This is a genomic window from Citrobacter freundii complex sp. 2024EL-00216, from assembly GCF_043945515.1.
Lineage (GTDB): Bacteria > Pseudomonadota > Gammaproteobacteria > Enterobacterales > Enterobacteriaceae > Citrobacter > Citrobacter portucalensis.
Genome location: NZ_JBIMRA010000001.1, coordinates 118,098 through 133,480, shown reverse-complemented (window position 1 = coordinate 133,480; position 15,383 = coordinate 118,098). Strand labels below are relative to the sequence as shown.

The 15,383-nt window shown below is 53.1% G+C and carries 14 protein-coding genes, 1 tRNA gene and 1 pseudogene; 7 read left to right on the top strand and 9 right to left on the bottom strand.

Features of this window, described 5'->3' with window-relative positions; genetic code table 11:
* Positions 1-360 precede the first annotated feature (360 nt).
* From potF to rlmC, 6 genes are all read left to right on the top strand, one after another.
* Positions 361-1,473 carry a spermidine/putrescine ABC transporter substrate-binding protein PotF gene (gene potF, locus ACHHZ7_RS00610; RefSeq protein ID WP_003831664.1) on the top strand — a complete coding sequence of 371 codons (1,113 nt, stop codon included), beginning with the start codon at positions 361-363 and terminating at the stop codon, positions 1,471-1,473.
* Positions 1,474-1,611: 138 nt separating this feature from the next.
* Complete coding sequence (potG, locus tag ACHHZ7_RS00605; protein WP_008784245.1) at positions 1,612-2,745, top strand: putrescine ABC transporter ATP-binding subunit PotG; 1,134 nt, start codon at positions 1,612-1,614, stop codon at positions 2,743-2,745.
* Positions 2,746-2,754: 9 nt separating this feature from the next.
* Positions 2,755-3,708, top strand: a complete 954-nt coding sequence (potH, locus tag ACHHZ7_RS00600) for a putrescine ABC transporter permease PotH (protein WP_003831667.1) — start codon at positions 2,755-2,757, stop codon at positions 3,706-3,708.
* Positions 3,705-4,550 (top strand): putrescine ABC transporter permease PotI, encoded by an 846-nt coding sequence (gene potI, locus ACHHZ7_RS00595; protein WP_008784246.1) that lies wholly within the window; start codon positions 3,705-3,707, stop codon positions 4,548-4,550. The genes potH and potI overlap by 4 nt, the downstream gene beginning before the upstream one ends.
* A 59-nt stretch (positions 4,551-4,609) precedes the next feature.
* Entirely contained in the window at positions 4,610-5,098 is a 489-nt protein-coding gene (locus tag ACHHZ7_RS00590; RefSeq protein WP_003035378.1) for a YbjO family protein, read from the top strand.
* A 41-nt stretch (positions 5,099-5,139) separates the two neighbouring features.
* A complete protein-coding gene (gene rlmC, locus ACHHZ7_RS00585; protein ID WP_060682483.1) occupies positions 5,140-6,267 on the top strand; it encodes a 23S rRNA (uracil(747)-C(5))-methyltransferase RlmC in 1,128 nt (375 codons plus the stop codon).
* 150 nt (positions 6,268-6,417) lie between these two features.
* On the opposite strand, the gene ACHHZ7_RS00580 is transcribed toward rlmC, so the two are convergent.
* The 3 genes from ACHHZ7_RS00580 to ACHHZ7_RS00570 form a co-directional block, all read right to left on the bottom strand.
* Positions 6,418-6,505, bottom strand: a tRNA-Ser gene (locus ACHHZ7_RS00580).
* 148 nt (positions 6,506-6,653) lie between these two features.
* Positions 6,654-7,331 (bottom strand): isochorismatase family protein, encoded by a 678-nt coding sequence (locus ACHHZ7_RS00575; RefSeq protein WP_003831673.1) that lies wholly within the window; start codon positions 7,329-7,331, stop codon positions 6,654-6,656.
* A 16-nt stretch (positions 7,332-7,347) separates the two neighbouring features.
* Positions 7,348-8,208 (bottom strand): pirin family protein, encoded by an 861-nt coding sequence (locus tag ACHHZ7_RS00570; protein ID WP_060682482.1) that lies wholly within the window; start codon positions 8,206-8,208, stop codon positions 7,348-7,350.
* Positions 8,209-8,316: 108 nt separating this feature from the next.
* Between ACHHZ7_RS00570 and ACHHZ7_RS00565 the strand changes: the two genes are divergently transcribed.
* On the top strand, positions 8,317-9,228 hold the full coding sequence (locus tag ACHHZ7_RS00565) for a LysR family transcriptional regulator (protein ID WP_003831675.1): 912 nt from the start codon (positions 8,317-8,319) through the stop codon (positions 9,226-9,228).
* 79 nt (positions 9,229-9,307) lie between these two features.
* Here the strand turns inward: ACHHZ7_RS00565 and infA are convergent, their stop codons facing one another.
* From infA to trxB, 6 genes and pseudogenes are all read right to left on the bottom strand, one after another.
* Positions 9,308-9,526 carry a translation initiation factor IF-1 gene (gene infA, locus ACHHZ7_RS00560; RefSeq protein ID WP_002211347.1) on the bottom strand — a complete coding sequence of 73 codons (219 nt, stop codon included), beginning with the start codon at positions 9,524-9,526 and terminating at the stop codon, positions 9,308-9,310.
* Positions 9,454-9,811 (bottom strand): annotated as a pseudogene (locus tag ACHHZ7_RS00555) (hypothetical protein). Before ACHHZ7_RS00555 ends, infA begins: the two are co-directional and overlap by 73 nt.
* On the bottom strand, positions 9,812-10,516 hold the full coding sequence (gene aat / locus ACHHZ7_RS00550; protein WP_048235731.1) for a leucyl/phenylalanyl-tRNA--protein transferase: 705 nt from the start codon (positions 10,514-10,516) through the stop codon (positions 9,812-9,814).
* Positions 10,517-10,560: 44 nt separating this feature from the next.
* Positions 10,561-12,282 carry a cysteine/glutathione ABC transporter ATP-binding protein/permease CydC gene (gene cydC, locus ACHHZ7_RS00545; protein ID WP_060682481.1) on the bottom strand — a complete coding sequence of 574 codons (1,722 nt, stop codon included), beginning with the start codon at positions 12,280-12,282 and terminating at the stop codon, positions 10,561-10,563.
* On the bottom strand, positions 12,283-14,049 hold the full coding sequence (gene cydD / locus ACHHZ7_RS00540; protein ID WP_060682480.1) for a cysteine/glutathione ABC transporter permease/ATP-binding protein CydD: 1,767 nt from the start codon (positions 14,047-14,049) through the stop codon (positions 12,283-12,285). It abuts the gene before it with no gap.
* Between the two features lie 114 nt (positions 14,050-14,163).
* Positions 14,164-15,132, bottom strand: coding sequence for a thioredoxin-disulfide reductase (gene trxB / locus ACHHZ7_RS00535; protein WP_003831889.1), 969 nt, complete (start codon positions 15,130-15,132; stop codon positions 14,164-14,166).
* Between the last annotated feature and the right edge of the window lie 251 nt (positions 15,133-15,383).

The following is a 15,383-nucleotide window of genomic DNA, read 5'->3' as shown; positions in this document are numbered from 1 at the left end:
TTTAACCTTTCATTAAAGAATTATTCACCTAGATTCAGCGCCTTCCGCTTTATGTCATAGACAATTCCTGCATAAAAAATTGATAAAAGACGTTTTTTAATCTGGGCTATATCCACAATTCCTGGCTAAAGTTATTCTTGCGAAGCTTACCAACGTCATCATTTAAACAGCCCCTTGTGACCAGACCTGTGGCCACAATGTGTGTTGAATGCATAGGCGGATGCCAGCGAGCAACAGCGGCATGAGGAGAGGTCTCTCTTTTCATCGGTGCCGCATGAAAGAATATGCACGTTTCTTGCATATCATTAGAGTGTGACATTTTTGTTCGTTTGTTAACGAACTTTCAGAAGGAAAGAGATTATGACCGCCTTAAATAAAAAATGGTTATCAGGCCTGGTTGCGGGTGCTCTGATGGCCATCTCTGCCGGCACGCTCGCTGCTGAACAAAAAACGCTGCATATATATAACTGGTCTGATTATATTGCCCCGGACACGGTGGCTAATTTTGAAAAAGAGACCGGAATTAAAGTTATCTATGACGTATTTGATTCCAATGAAGTACTGGAAGGTAAGCTCATGGCTGGCAGCACCGGCTTTGATCTTGTCGTTCCTTCTGCCAGCTTCCTTGAGCGTCAACTGACTGCGGGCGTATTCCAGCCGCTGGATAAGAGCAAATTGCCGGGCTGGAAAAATCTTGATCCTGAACTGCTGAAGCTGGTGGGTAAACACGATCCGGACAACAAGTTCGCGATGCCGTATATGTGGGCTACGACCGGTATTGGCTATAACGTGGATAAAGTCAAAGCGGTGCTGGGGCCGGATGCGCCGGTTAACAGCTGGGATTTGATCCTCAAACCGGAAAATCTGGAAAAACTCAAAAGCTGCGGCGTCTCTTTCCTCGATGCGCCCGAAGAGGTGTTTGCCACGGTGCTGAACTATTTGGGTAAAGACCCAAACAGTACCAAAGCGGATGATTACACCGGACCGGCAACTGACCTGCTGTTGAAGCTGCGCCCAAATATTCGCTACTTCCACTCCTCGCAATATATTAACGACCTGGCAAACGGTGATACCTGCGTCGCGATTGGCTGGGCAGGGGACGTATGGCAAGCGGCAAACCGTGCGAAAGAAGCGAAAAATGGCGTCAATATCTCCTTCTCAATTCCTAAAGAAGGTGCAATGGCGTTCTTTGACGTATTCGCGATGCCTGCCGATGCGAAAAACAAAGATGAAGCCTATCAGTTCCTCAATTACCTGCTGCGCCCTGATGTGATTGCGCATATCTCCGACCACGTGTTTTATGCCAATGCCAACAAAGAAGCGACGGCTCTGGTCAGCCCTGAAGTTCGTGACAACCCGGGTATCTACCCGCCTGCAGATGTTCGCGCCAAGCTGTTCACACTGAAAGTACAGGATCCGAAGATCGATCGTGTACGTACCCGCGCATGGACGAAGGTAAAAAGCGGGAAATAAACCGATGTTTGGGACATGACCCGGCAGGATTTTTGCCTGCCGGGCAGCGTTGAACCCGGACACATATAACCCGGCAATACGCACCGTTATGGTGCGTTATTTGCACCGTTTCTTTGTTTTATGCCGGAGAGCACCTGAGTGAATGATGCAACCCCACGCCCACAAGCGAAAATCCGCAAGGCGCTGACCCCGCTGCTTGAAATTCGCAATCTGACCAAGTCATTTGACGGTCAGCACGCCGTTGATGACGTCAATCTTACTATCTACAAAGGTGAAATATTTGCTCTGCTCGGCGCGTCCGGCTGTGGCAAATCGACTCTGCTACGGATGCTGGCGGGATTTGAACTGCCGACTACCGGGCAAATCATGCTGGATGGCGTCGATTTAGCGCATGTCCCGCCTTATCTGCGTCCGATTAATATGATGTTTCAGTCCTATGCCCTGTTTCCGCACATGACGGTGGAGCAGAACATTGCCTTTGGCCTCAAGCAGGACAAGCTGCCGAAGGCTGAAATCGCCAGTCGGGTGAATGAGATGCTGGGACTCGTGCATATGCAGGAGTTCGCCAAACGAAAACCGCACCAGCTTTCCGGCGGTCAGCGTCAGCGTGTGGCACTGGCGCGTAGTCTGGCGAAACGGCCAAAACTGCTGCTGCTGGATGAGCCGATGGGAGCGCTGGATAAAAAACTCCGAGACCGCATGCAACTGGAAGTGGTGGATATCCTTGAACGCGTCGGGGTTACCTGCGTGATGGTGACACACGATCAGGAAGAAGCCATGACGATGGCGGGCCGTATCGCGATCATGAACCGTGGCAAATTTGTCCAGATCGGCGAGCCGGAAGAGATCTACGAGCATCCGACTACGCGCTACAGCGCAGAGTTTATCGGTTCGGTAAACGTTTTTGAGGGACTGCTAAAAGAACGCCAGGAAGATGGTCTGGTGATTGAGTCTCCTGGACTGGTGCATCCGCTGAAAGTGGACGCCGATGCGTCTATTGTCGATAACGTCCCGGTATACGTTGCGCTGCGCCCGGAGAAAATCATGCTCTGCGAAGCCCCTCCGCCAGAGGGTTATAACTTCGCGGTAGGCGAAGTGGTACACATTGCCTATTTGGGCGATTTGTCGGTGTACCACGTACGTTTGAAAAGCGGCCAGATGTTGAGCGCCCAGCTACAAAATGAGCATCGTTATCGCAAGGGATTACCAACCTGGGGTGACGAAGTCCGTTTATGTTGGGATGCGGACAGCTGTGTGGTGTTGACGGTTTAAGGAGCGAAGATGAGTACACTTGAACCTCCGGCACGCGTGGATAAAGCAGGGCGATTCACGCTGTTTATGTCGCGGCTGCAAATGAAGCACGGGCGCAAGCTGGTGATCGCGCTGCCGTATGTGTGGCTGCTGCTCCTGTTTCTGCTGCCTTTTCTGATCGTCTTCAAAATCAGTTTGGCTGAAATGGCGCGCGCTATTCCTCCCTATACGGACCTCGTTTCATGGGCTGACGATCAGCTATCCATCACGCTCAACTTAGCCAACTTCCTGCAGTTAACGGACGATCCGCTCTATTTCGATGCCTACCTGCAATCGTTACAGGTGGCGGGAATTTCGACAATCTGTTGCCTGCTGCTGGGATACCCGCTGGCATGGGCCGTCGCGCACAGTAAACCCTCAACGCGTAATATTCTGCTGTTGCTGGTGATCCTGCCGTCCTGGACCTCGTTTTTAATTCGCGTATATGCCTGGATGGGGATCCTAAAAAACAACGGCGTGCTGAACAACTTCCTGATGTGGTTGGGCGTCATCGACCAACCGTTGACGATTTTGCACACCAATCTGGCGGTCTACATCGGTATTGTTTACGCCTATTTGCCCTTTATGGTGCTGCCGATTTATACCGCGCTGACCCGTATCGATTACTCGCTGGTGGAAGCGGCGCTGGATTTAGGTGCCCGGCCGCTTAAGACCTTCTTTAGCGTGATTGTGCCGTTGACCAAGGGCGGGATTATCGCCGGGTCAATGCTGGTATTTATTCCGGCTGTTGGCGAGTTTGTGATCCCGGAACTGTTGGGCGGCCCGGATAGCATCATGATTGGTCGCGTGCTGTGGCAGGAATTTTTCAATAACCGAGACTGGCCGGTGGCTTCTGCTGTCGCGATTATTATGCTGCTGCTTCTGATTGTGCCGATCATGTGGTTCCACAAATATCAGCAAAAAAGCGTGGGGGAACACGGATGAATAACTTACCGGTCGTTCGCTCGCCGTGGCGTATTTTTATCCTGGTAGTGGGCTTTACCTTCCTGTACGCGCCGATGCTGATGTTGGTTATCTATTCGTTTAACAGCTCGAAGCTGGTGACGGTCTGGGCGGGGTGGTCAACACGTTGGTATGGCGAGCTTTTTCACGATAGCGCGATGATAAGCGCCGTCGGCATGAGTTTAACGATTGCTGCGGGTGCTGCGACGATGGCGGCAATCCTTGGCACCATCGCCGCCGTGGTAATGGTGCGCTTTGGTCGTTTTCGTGGTTCGAATGGTTTCGCCTTTATGATCACCGCGCCGCTGGTCATGCCGGATGTCATTACCGGTTTGTCGCTGCTGCTGCTGTTTGTTGCGTTGGCTCACGCCATCGGCTGGCCGGCGGATCGCGGCATGCTGACCATCTGGCTGGCGCACGTCACTTTCTGTACGGCGTACGTAGCGGTGGTGATTTCTTCACGCTTGCGCGAACTGGATCACTCCATTGAGGAAGCGGCGATGGATCTCGGCGCCACGCCGCTGAAGGTCTTTTTCGTCATCACCCTGCCGATGATTATGCCGGCGGTGATTTCCGGTTGGCTATTAGCCTTCACGCTGTCACTCGATGATCTGGTTATTGCCAGCTTTGTCTCTGGTCCTGGCGCCACAACGTTACCGATGTTGGTGTTCTCCAGCGTACGTATGGGGGTGAACCCGGAGATCAACGCCCTGGCGACGCTGATCCTTGGTGTGGTAGGAATTATCGGATTTATCGCGTGGTATCTGATGGCGCGAACAGAAAAACAACGGATCCGCGATATCCAACGTGCAAGACGCGGCTGAAAAAACTAAAATCTGCCAACCTGTCTATACGGCGCAGCTGTGGTGGTTGCGCCGTTTTCATGGAAGACGACGCGTTGGGATTTTTTAAGAAATCATCCACATCACATGCTCGCTTAAACGTCCCTGCTTTAGTGCAGGTGGCGGCGCTGGCTATTATCATGATCCGCTGTCTCGATCTGTTGATGATTTTTAATACGCTTGGGTTTCGTGGAACCAGTGAGTTTATTCATCGCAGTGTGCAGACCTGGAATTTGACGCTGGTGTTTCTGGGCAGTCTGGTGCTGCTATTTATCGAAATTTACTGCGCATTTTCGCTGGTAAAAGGACGGAACTGGGCACGCTGGATCTATCTGTTGACCCAGATTATCGCCAGCGTCTATCTGTGGGCGGCTTCGCTGGGCTACGGATATCCAGAACTGTTCAGCATTGCGGGGGAGTCCAGACGCGAAATTCTGCATACGCTGGTGATGCAAAAACTGCCGGATATGCTGGTATTGCTGCTGCTGTTTGTTCCTGCGTCCAGCAGGCGGTTCTTCCGTTTGCAATAACGTGTATAATCTTGGCCCCCGGTTAATTTGTAGGTCTTTGTATGCAGTGCGCACTATATGACGCCGAACGCTGCCGCTCCTGTCAGTGGATAACACAGCCTGTCGCCGATCAACTCTTCGAAAAAACAGCCGATCTGCAGAATCTGCTGGCCGAGTATCCGGTCGGAGAATGGTGCGCGCCGGTCAGTGGTCCGGAAAGCGCGTTTCGTAATAAAGCCAAAATGGTGGTCAGCGGCAGCGTGGAAAAACCGCTGCTGGGAATGCTGCATCGTGACGGTACGCCTGAGGATTTGTGCGACTGTCCGCTCTATCCTGCGTCTTTTGCGCCCGTATTTGCCGCGCTTAAGCCGTTTATCGCTCGGGCGGGGCTGACGCCCTATAACGTGGCGCGCAAACGCGGGGAGCTGAAATATCTGCTGTTAACGGAAAGCAGATTCGATGGCGGTATGATGCTGCGTTTTGTCCTGCGTTCTGACGCAAAACTGGCACAGCTGCGCGCGGCGCTACCCTGGTTGCAGGCACAACTCCCACAGTTAAAAGTGATCACTGCCAATATTCAGCCGGTGCATATGGCGATCATGGAAGGGGAGACAGAAATCTTCCTGACGGAACAACAGGCGCTGGCGGAACGCTTTAACGATGTGCCGTTGTGGATCCGCCCGCAGAGTTTCTTCCAGACCAATCCGGTGGTAGCGGGGCAATTATATGCCACGGCGCGTGACTGGGTGCGTCAGCTTGCGGTTAATCATATGTGGGATTTGTTTTGCGGCGTCGGGGGTTTTGGTCTGCACTGTGCTACACCGCAAATGAAACTGACGGGGATTGAAATCGCGCCAGAGGCGATTACCTGCGCGAAGCAGTCAGCGCAGGAGCTTGGATTGCAGAATCTGCATTTTCAGGCGCTGGATTCAACCCAGTTTGCTACCGCTCAGGGCGAAGTACCTGACCTGGTGCTGGTGAATCCGCCGCGTCGCGGGATTGGAAAGCCGCTGTGCGATTTTCTCTCCCGCATGGCACCGCATTATATCGTTTATTCCAGCTGTAATGCGCAAACCATGGCGAAGGATATTCGTGAGTTGCCCGGGTATCGCATTGAACGCGTCCAGCTTTTCGATATGTTCCCACACACCGCGCACTATGAAGTGCTAACGCTGCTCAGCCGACAATAACTGCCATGCCTGATGGCGCTTCGCTTATCAGGCCTACGGAGATATTCAGGGCTGTAGCAATGTAGGCCGGATAAGGCGCTTGCGCCGCATCCGGCAAATGCAACATGCGAAAAAAAAGCCCGTACTTTCGTACGAGCTCTTCTTAAAATATGGCGGTGAGGCGGGGATTCGAACCCCGGATACGTTGCCGTATACACACTTTCCAGGCGTGCTCCTTCAGCCACTCGGACACCTCACCATATTGTATTGCTGCCTGACCGCTTGGGGGCAACGGGGCGCTACTATAGGGAGTTGCGCTAAAACGGTCAAGCAGAATTTACGTGTTAACTCTCGTTTGGTTACGCAATATACATATTCCTCCGCCCAGGCAGGCGCGGAGGAAAGGATTAGCGCTGAGAGTCCAGTTTTTCGCCGCTGGTCACGACTTCCTGAGCTTTGCTGTAGCTTTCGATCAGCAACTGATAAGCCGGGAAGACTTTGGTATACACTTCCGCCCATTCGGCGGCGTCTTCACGGTTCCAAGTGCCCTGAATTTCAGAAGCGACTGCGGCGGTATCCATCGGCACGACGCCAGCCTGAACAACACGAGCCAGGGTGATTTCCTGCGCCATTTTGCTGTAAGTACCGGAAGCGTCGATCACAGCGAAAACCTTATAGCCTTCCGCAACCGCGCTGATAGCCGGGAAAGCCATGCACACGCTGGTAATTGTACCGGCGATAATCAGCGTTTTACGACCCGTTGCTTTGACCGCTTTCACGAAGTCTTCGTTATCCCAGGCGTTGATTTCGCCTTTACGCGCCACATATTGGGCATGCGGCGCATTGGCGTGGATCTCAGGGATCAGCGGGCCGTTAGGTCCCTGCGGTACGGATGCCGTGGTAATCACCGGCATCTTCGCCAGAGTCGCCATTTTAGCCAGCGCGGCGGCACGCGCACGCAGTTCTGGCATTGGCATGTCGCCGACGGTCTGGAACAGCCCGCTCTGATGATCGATAAGCAGCATGACGGAATCATTCACATCGATGACCGGACGTGAACCATTAAAGTTTGCAGGACTGGACATATTCTTCTCCTTCGATTCAGATTTGGCCAAAGCGGCCGGAGTTAAAATCGCGTACGGCTTCAGCGATTTCTTGTTTCGTGTTCATTACAAACGGACCGTAACCTACAATCGGCTCGTTCAACGGTTCTCCAGAAAGCAGCAGCACGCTGGCGTCGCTGGAGGCTTCAATATGCAGCGTTTTTCCCTGCTGGCTCAGCACCACCAGTTGCGCTTCGCTGGCAGACGTAGTGCCGTTTACGGTGATATTCCCTTTCAATACAACCAGGGCAGTGCTCCATCCTTCCGGCTGTGACAACGTGAGCTGATGATTACGTTGCAAACGCATATCCCAGACGTTCAGCGGCGAGAAGGTATGTGCCGGGCCTTTTGTATCCTGATAGCTGCCCGCAATCACACGAACGCTCCCTGCTTCATCTGGCAGGGTGACAGTGGGGATCACATCGCTGCTGATGCCCTGGTAACCCGGAACGGCCATTTTGTCTTTTGCTGGCAGATTGACCCACAGCTGTACCATTTCCAGTTCGCCACCCTGACGGGTAAATTCAGGTGAATGGAACTCTTCGTGTAATATTCCTGCTCCTGCGGTCATCCACTGCACGTCACCGGGGCCGATAATGCCGCCGCGACCGGTTGAATCACGGTGTTCAACTTCGCCGCTGTAAACGATGGTCACCGTCTCAAAACCACGGTGAGGGTGTTCACCTACGCCGCGTTTTTCGTTACCCGGCGTAAACGTATGTGGACCGGCGTAATCCAGCAGCAGGAACGGACTTAGCTGTTCAGCATGAGACTGGTAAGAAAACATCGAGCGAACCGGAAATCCATCGCCAACCCAGTGTGGGCGAGGTGCGGTGTAGACGCCTGTTACTTGTTTCATATGTGTCTCCTCTGTGGCGTAATCTTGATGTAAATAAGCTTATATTCATGACAGCGAGCTGAGTAGTAGCTAAAATAGTCCTCACTGTCTCATTAATAGGACAATAAAATGACAAAGCCGGATCTCAATGATTTTGCATGGTTTGTACATGTTGTAGAGGAAGGGGGATTCGCGGCGGCGGGTCGGGCGCTTGATGAACCGAAATCAAAACTAAGCCGACGGATAGCGCAACTGGAAGAGACGCTGGGAGTTCGACTGATTCAGCGAACCACCCGCCAGTTTAACGTGACGGAAGTTGGGCAAACCTTTTACGAACACTGTAAGGCGATGCTGGTGGAAGCGCAGGCAGCGCAGGATGCGATTGCCGCGTTACAGGTTGAACCGCGTGGCGTGGTGAAGTTGACGTGTCCGGTCACGCTGCTGCATGTGCATATCGGGCCAATGCTTGCCCGTTTTATGGCGCGTTATCCTGACGTATCAGTGCAACTGGAGGCCACTAACCGCCGCGTGGACGTGGTTGGAGAGGGTTTGGACGTGGCGATTCGCGTCAGGCCCCGACCATTTGAGGATAGCGACCTGGTGATGCGTGTGCTGGCGGACAGGGGGCATCGTTTGTATGCCAGCCCGCAGTTAATCGAGCAAATGGGAACGCTACATTCTCCGGCGGAGCTGACGCGTTGGCCTGGCCTGAGTCTGGCGACGGGTAAACATGTGCATCGTTGGGAGTTATTCGGGCCGCAGGGCGCACGTGCGGAGGTGCATTTCACGCCGCGTATGATCACCACCGATATGCTGGCGTTACGTGAAGCCGCAGTTGCCGGTGTGGGGGTAGTTCAACTTCCACAGCTGATGGTAAAAGATCAAGTAGCCGCGGGTGAACTGGTGGCATTGCTCGACGGCTGGGAACCGAAGCGAGAAATAATTCACGCAGTCTTTCCATCACGCAGGGGATTATTGCCGTCAGTACGCACATTAGTGGATTTCTTAACGGAAGAATATGCGCGGATGATTGAGGATTAAATACCTGACCTTGGCCCACAAAAAAGGCCGGTTAAACCGACCTTTTATTATCTGGACGCCATTCGGGCGTTAAAAACAATCAGCGACTACGGAAGACAATGCGGCCTTTGCTCAGGTCGTACGGGGTCAGCTCAACAGTCACTTTGTCGCCCGTCAGGATGCGGATATAGTTTTTACGCATTTTACCGGAGATGTGTGCAGTAACCACGTGACCGTTTTCTAACTCTACGCGGAACATGGTATTAGGTAACGTATCGAGAACGGTACCCTGCATTTCAATATTGTCTTCTTTGGCCATCTAATCCTCTGGGGTATCACTACCGTAATTTGAACCGGCAAGATAATGCCGAAGTTCTTTTAATAAGTAAAGATTTGTGCGTTTAAAACACAGCAAATCGGGTTTGGCGCATTACTCTAACCACACACGGCAAAGCCGCACTTAAAGCGCAACGTGTAAGGGAACGAGGAGATAAACGATAGGCGTTGCCTGACGCGAACTGTTCCTTAACGGCGGCGGGGTAATGGGCTAAACCAACTCTGCGCGACAATTATAACACCCCGACAAAAAATGTGCCGAAAACATTCACCTCTGAGGCGAAAATAACGTCCTGGGAACCCAGAAATGGCTCGGTAGCCGCTGCTGGCGCAGTCTGCTCAGGTGTTCAAGGTACTCCCGACGTGGGGTTTCGACGGCGCCCAGCGAAGCTGTGTGGCTATTTAATACCTGGCAGTCGATTAATTTTCCGCCCTGACGGATAAATTCAGCGCAAAAAACAAGCAGTGCGGTTTTGGACGCATTTTCCTGACGGCTGAACATTGATTCGCCACAAAATAGCGTACCTTGCGCCACGCCATACATACCGCCCACTAATTCATTTTGTCGCCATACTTCAATGGAGTGCGCATGGCCCAGCTCGTGCAGGCGATGGTAGGCGTCCACTACATCATGCGTTATCCAGGTGCCTTCTTCCCGGTCGTTCGCGCAGCCTTCAATCACCTGACCGAACGCGTAATTGAGCGTCACGCGATAAGGTGAGTTTTTATGAAAACGTTTCATGCTGCGGCTGAGATGAAATTTCTCGGGCCAAAGAATGGCGCGTGGATCGGGCGACCACCAAAGGATGGGGTCGCCAGGTGAAAACCACGGGAAAATTCCGCGCTGGTAGGCCATTAACAGTCGGGCTGGACTGAGATCGCCGCCAAGCGCCAATAAACCGTTAGGCTCGCGTAAAGCGCCTTCCGGTGAAGGGAAGGCTATAGAATGGCGGGACAATTGCACCAGGCGCATGACAGCGAAACTCCACTACGCGAGTTTGATCGTTCAATAATAGCTTACAGACGTTGCTTAAACTGGTAATAACGCCCCTGCCGGGCTAACAAATCTGCGTGATTACCTTGCTCAATAATGTGTCCGTTGTCCATCACTATTATTTGATCAAAACGTGACAAGCCGCGCAGACGATGTGTCACCATCAGTACGGTTTTATCGCGCATGACATCGCCAATTAATTCAAGCATTTGGCTTTCTGTTGTGGCATCAAGCCCTTCGGTCGGTTCATCCAGCAGCATCAGTGGGGCATCGTGCAATAAGGCGCGAGCGATAGCCAGACGACGGAGTTCGCCGCCAGAAAGCTGACGACCGCCTTCGCCTAACCAGGCATTGAGTCCATCACCCTCTAGCAGTTTGTCCAGACCGACGCGGCACAGCATTGCGGATAATGTGTCATCACTGGCGTGCGGTGCTGCCAGCAGCAGGTTATCGCGAAGCGTCGCGCTGAACAGGTGCACGCGCTGTGGCACGACGCTAATGCTCTGGCGCAGCGTGGTTTCACTGAGGGCTGAAATCGGCTGCTCATTAATCAGAATTTCGCCGTGCTGCGGATCCCATGCGCGGGTCAGCAATTGTAGTAACGTTGACTTACCGCAGCCGGTGCGACCGAGAATCGCAATGTGTTCACCGGGCTGAGCCTGCAGCGAAAGGGTGTTGAGTGCTTTTTGTGTTTGCCCCGGATAGCTGAATGAAACATCGTGTAGCGTGAGAGTGACCTGCTCAGAAACTGGAGAACCGGCATCCGGGAAGGTGACTTCTGGCTGTTGTTCGGTCAGTTCGGTGATGCGCAGCGCAGAGGCAATAACCTGTCCGAGATGCTGAAACGCCCCGGTGACGGGTGCCAAAGCTTCAAACGCGGCCAGCGCACAGAAGACAAACAGCGCGATCAGTGCGCCAGGCTGGGTATTGCCACCCACGCCGCCTGAGGCCATCCATAACATTACAACCACTGCCAGTGCGCCGACTAACAGCATGACCGCCTGTGATAGCGCCGTTAATTCAGACTGACGTCGTTGGGCTTCGTGCCACTGCAACTCGGTGGCTTCCATTTGGGCGCGGTAACGTTCACTGGCGCCAAAGATGGTCAGTTCAGCCTGGCCCTGCAGCCAGGATGTTAACTGCTGACGATACTGCCCACGTAAATGCGTCAAGCTTTGCCCGGTGCTTTTACCTGCCTGATAAAAGAGTGGGGGCAAGATAAATAAGGTCAGCAGCATAATACCGCCGAGAGTGATAGCCAGCGTGAAATCGAGAACGCTCAGCCCCAGCGTGACCACCATGATGACGACAAAAGCGCCCACAAGCGGGGAGAGCACGCGCAAATAGAGATGATCGAGCGTGTCGACATCTGCCACTACGCGGTTAAGCAATTCACCTTGTCCATAACGGGACAGGCCAGCAGGGGAGAGCGGCAGCAGTTTGCTGAAGGTATAAATACGCAAATGTTGCAGCACGCGGAACGTCGCGTCGTGGCTGACCAATCGCTCGAAATAGCGGCCCGCGGTTCGGGTGATTGCCGCACCGCGTACCCCGGCAGCAGGGAGCATATAGTTAAAACTGTAAATCCCGGTGACACCCACCACAGCAGAAGCCGACAGGAACCAGCCGGAAAGCGTCAGCAAACCAATACTTGCCAGCAGTGTGACGATCGCCAGAACGATCCCCAGGGTTAACATCCATTTGTGACGTTTATACAGCGTCAGATAAGGTAGCAAAGCGCGCATTTAAATGTCCTCCTGACGATGAGCCAGTAATGTCGCAAACGCCCCGTTGGCTGCGCTAAGTTCGGCATAGGTGCCTTGTTCAACGATCTGTCCGTCCTGCATCACCCAGATAACGTTCCAGTCGGCAAGATCTTCAAGTTGGTGTGTCACCATCAGCGTGGTCTGGCGGCGTGATGCTGCTTTCAATGCCTGCATCACGCGTTGTTCGCTGTGTGCATCAAGGCTGGCGGCGGGCTCGTCAAGCAGCAACAACTGACATGGATTGAGTAAGGCGCGAGCCACGGCAACGCGCTGCGCTTGTCCGACAGAAAGTCGAGCAGCCTGATCGCCTACTGGTGTATCCACACCCTGTGGCAGAAGTGGTAAAAACTCACTGACCCAGGCGCTGTCGAGTGCGGCTTGCAGCTGTTCTTCGCTGGCATCGGGGCGAGCGAGCAGCACGTTATCGCGTAACGTGGCGGCAGGGAGCTGCGGATTTTGTCCAACCCAGGACAGCTGTTTGCGCCAGCAATCAGGCGACAGGTCGCGCAGCTCAAAGCCGTTAATCCGCAGCGATCCCTGATAAGAGAGAAAACCGGACAGGACATTGAGCAACGAACTTTTGCCGGAGCCGCTGCGGCCAACCAGCACCGCGCGTTGGCCCGCTGGCAGGGTAAAGTTGAGCGGACCTGCAAGCACTTTACCTTCCGGCGAGGTGATGACCAGATCTTCTGCTTCAATTGAAACTGCGTCTTTTGTAGTCAGCTCAATATCGCCACGCTCAGGATGTGCAAGCGGGGTTTCCATGAAGGTTTTCAGACTGTCTGCTGCACCAACGGCTTGTGCTTTGGCGTGATAAAACGTGCCCAGATCGCGCAGGGGTTGGAAAAATTCCGGCGCCAGAATGAGCGCCAGGAAGCCAGCTGCCAATGTGACGCCAGTCCCGTAGTGGCCAAAATCGAGTTCACCGAGGTAGGAAAAACCGAAGTAAACCGCGACCAGTGCGATGGACAGGGAGGTAAAGAACTCAAGGACACCGGATGACAGAAACGCCAGGCGCAGGACTTCCATGGTGCGCTGGCGGAAATCCTGTGACGCTGCGCGGATGCTTTCTGTTTCAGCTTCACCGCGGCCAAAGATTCTTAGCGTTTCCATGCCCCGCAGGCGATCGAGGAAATGGCCACTGAGGCGAGCAAGAGCCTGAAAGTTGCGGCGGTTAGCATCGGCTGCACCCATACCAACCATCGCCATAAATAACGGGATCAACGGGGCAGTTCCAAGCAGAATAAGGGCGGCTACCCAGTTTGACGGGAATACCGCCGCCACGATCAATAAAGGGACGCATACAGCCAGCGCCATTTGCGGCAGATAACGTGCATAGTAATCATGCATGTCATCAATCTGTTCCAGGATTAGCGTAGCCCAGCTCCCGGCTGGTTTACCCTGTATCCAGGCCGGACCCGCCTGTTGCAGGCGATCCAGAACCTGGCGGCGAATCTCAAAGCGGATATGTTGGCCAGCATGAAACCCGACGCGTTCGCGTAACCAGACGACCCATGCCCGCAGGATGAAAATCAATACCAGCACAATGAAAGGGAGCAGAAGCGCCTCTCTGGGGATATTGTCCATGATCATATGGTCGAGAATTCGGGCCATGAGCCAGGCCTGAGCGACAATTAACAGGCCGCTCACGAACCCCAACAGGCGTGAAATGTTCAGCCATCGTTGGGAAATTACACTTTGCTGTTTTAACCAGCGGGTCAGCTCTTTTTGACGGGTTTTATTCATTGCACGCTTAGCAGGTGAGTTATTGGAATTTTTGGGCAGGACAATGTTACAACGAGGCAAAAATAAAGGCGACTTATAGTCGCCTTTTTTACTTTTGTTACTGATTTGTAAAACTTATTTGCAAGCGTCTGCCAGACCGTCGAGATAACGCTCTGCGTCAAGCGCAGCCATACAACCGGTGCCTGCTGAAGTGATCGCCTGGCGATAAATATGGTCCATCACATCACCGGCGGCGAATACACCCGGAATGCTGGTTTGGGTGGCGTTACCATGAATACCGGACTGAACTTTGATGTAGCCATTTTCCAGTTCAAGCTGACCGTCAAAAATGGCGGTATTCGGGCTGTGGCCGATAGCGACAAACAACCCTGCAACGTCAAGTGACTCGACGTTGTCAGTGTTTTGCGTATCGCGCAGGCGCAGTCCGGTTACGCCCATTTGATCGCCGGTCACTTCTTCCAGTGTGCGGTGGGTATGCAGCACGATGTTGCCGTTTTCGACTTTATCCATCAAACGCTTGATCAGGATTTTCTCGGCGCGGAAGCTGTCGCGACGGTGAATCAAATGCACTTCAGATGCGATATTCGCCAGGTACAGCGCTTCTTCAACAGCGGTGTTGCCGCCGCCGATCACCGCAACTTTTTGGTTACGGTAGAAGAAACCGTCGCAGGTCGCGCAGGCGGAAACGCCACGGCCTTTGAAGGCTTCTTCTGAAGGCAGACCCAGGTAGCGTGCTGACGCACCGGTGGCGATGATCAGTGCGTCACAGGTGTATTCACCGCTGTCGCCGGTCAGACGGAAAGGGCGGTTTTGCAGATCAACTTTGCTGATATGATCAAAAATAATTTCAGTTTCAAATTTGGTCGCATGTTCGTGCATGCGTTCCATCAGCAATGGGCCTGTGAGATCGTGCGGATCGCCAGGCCAGTTCTCCACTTCTGTTGTTGTGGTCAACTGACCACCTTTTTCCATACCGGTAATCAGTACCGGTTGCAGGTTCGCGCGTGCAGCGTAGACCGCAGCGGTATACCCCGCAGGGCCAGAGCCCAGAATAAGAAGTTTACTGTGTTTGGTTGCGCCCATGAGATCCCCATAGTTGTTAGCAGGCAATGAGCAGGATTGTAGGGAATTTACAGGCGTAAAAAAAGAGTATGGCGATTTTGTTAACAATATGTGTAATAGCGGGAACCGATGAACGGCAGAATTAGTCGTAATACTATAACGATTTCTACTTAAAATCGGTCAGTTATAAGGTGATAAAATGACGATTTTCCATCACTGCGAATGAATAACTGGCATGTTGTACTAAAAATCGATGTTTTGCTTTGACAATC

What these genes read in the sequence shown, in the direction of transcription:
- potF (WP_003831664.1), top strand. Translation starts at nt 361, where the DNA reads ATGACCGCCTTAAATAAAAAATGGTTATCAGGCCTGGTTGCGGGTGCT.
- potH (WP_003831667.1), top strand. Translation starts at nt 2,755, where the DNA reads ATGAGTACACTTGAACCTCCGGCACGCGTGGATAAAGCAGGGCGATTC.
- potI (WP_008784246.1), top strand. Translation starts at nt 3,705, where the DNA reads ATGAATAACTTACCGGTCGTTCGCTCGCCGTGGCGTATTTTTATCCTG.
- ACHHZ7_RS00590 (WP_003035378.1), top strand. Translation starts at nt 4,610, where the DNA reads ATGGAAGACGACGCGTTGGGATTTTTTAAGAAATCATCCACATCACAT.
- rlmC (WP_060682483.1), top strand. Translation starts at nt 5,140, where the DNA reads ATGCAGTGCGCACTATATGACGCCGAACGCTGCCGCTCCTGTCAGTGG.
- ACHHZ7_RS00575 (WP_003831673.1), bottom strand. Translation starts at nt 7,331, where the DNA reads ATGTCCAGTCCTGCAAACTTTAATGGTTCACGTCCGGTCATCGATGTG.
- ACHHZ7_RS00570 (WP_060682482.1), bottom strand. Translation starts at nt 8,208, where the DNA reads ATGAAACAAGTAACAGGCGTCTACACCGCACCTCGCCCACACTGGGTT.
- ACHHZ7_RS00565 (WP_003831675.1), top strand. Translation starts at nt 8,317, where the DNA reads ATGACAAAGCCGGATCTCAATGATTTTGCATGGTTTGTACATGTTGTA.
- infA (WP_002211347.1), bottom strand. Translation starts at nt 9,526, where the DNA reads ATGGCCAAAGAAGACAATATTGAAATGCAGGGTACCGTTCTCGATACG.
- aat (WP_048235731.1), bottom strand. Translation starts at nt 10,516, where the DNA reads ATGCGCCTGGTGCAATTGTCCCGCCATTCTATAGCCTTCCCTTCACCG.
- cydC (WP_060682481.1), bottom strand. Translation starts at nt 12,282, where the DNA reads ATGCGCGCTTTGCTACCTTATCTGACGCTGTATAAACGTCACAAATGG.
- cydD (WP_060682480.1), bottom strand. Translation starts at nt 14,049, where the DNA reads ATGAATAAAACCCGTCAAAAAGAGCTGACCCGCTGGTTAAAACAGCAA.
- trxB (WP_003831889.1), bottom strand. Translation starts at nt 15,132, where the DNA reads ATGGGCGCAACCAAACACAGTAAACTTCTTATTCTGGGCTCTGGCCCT.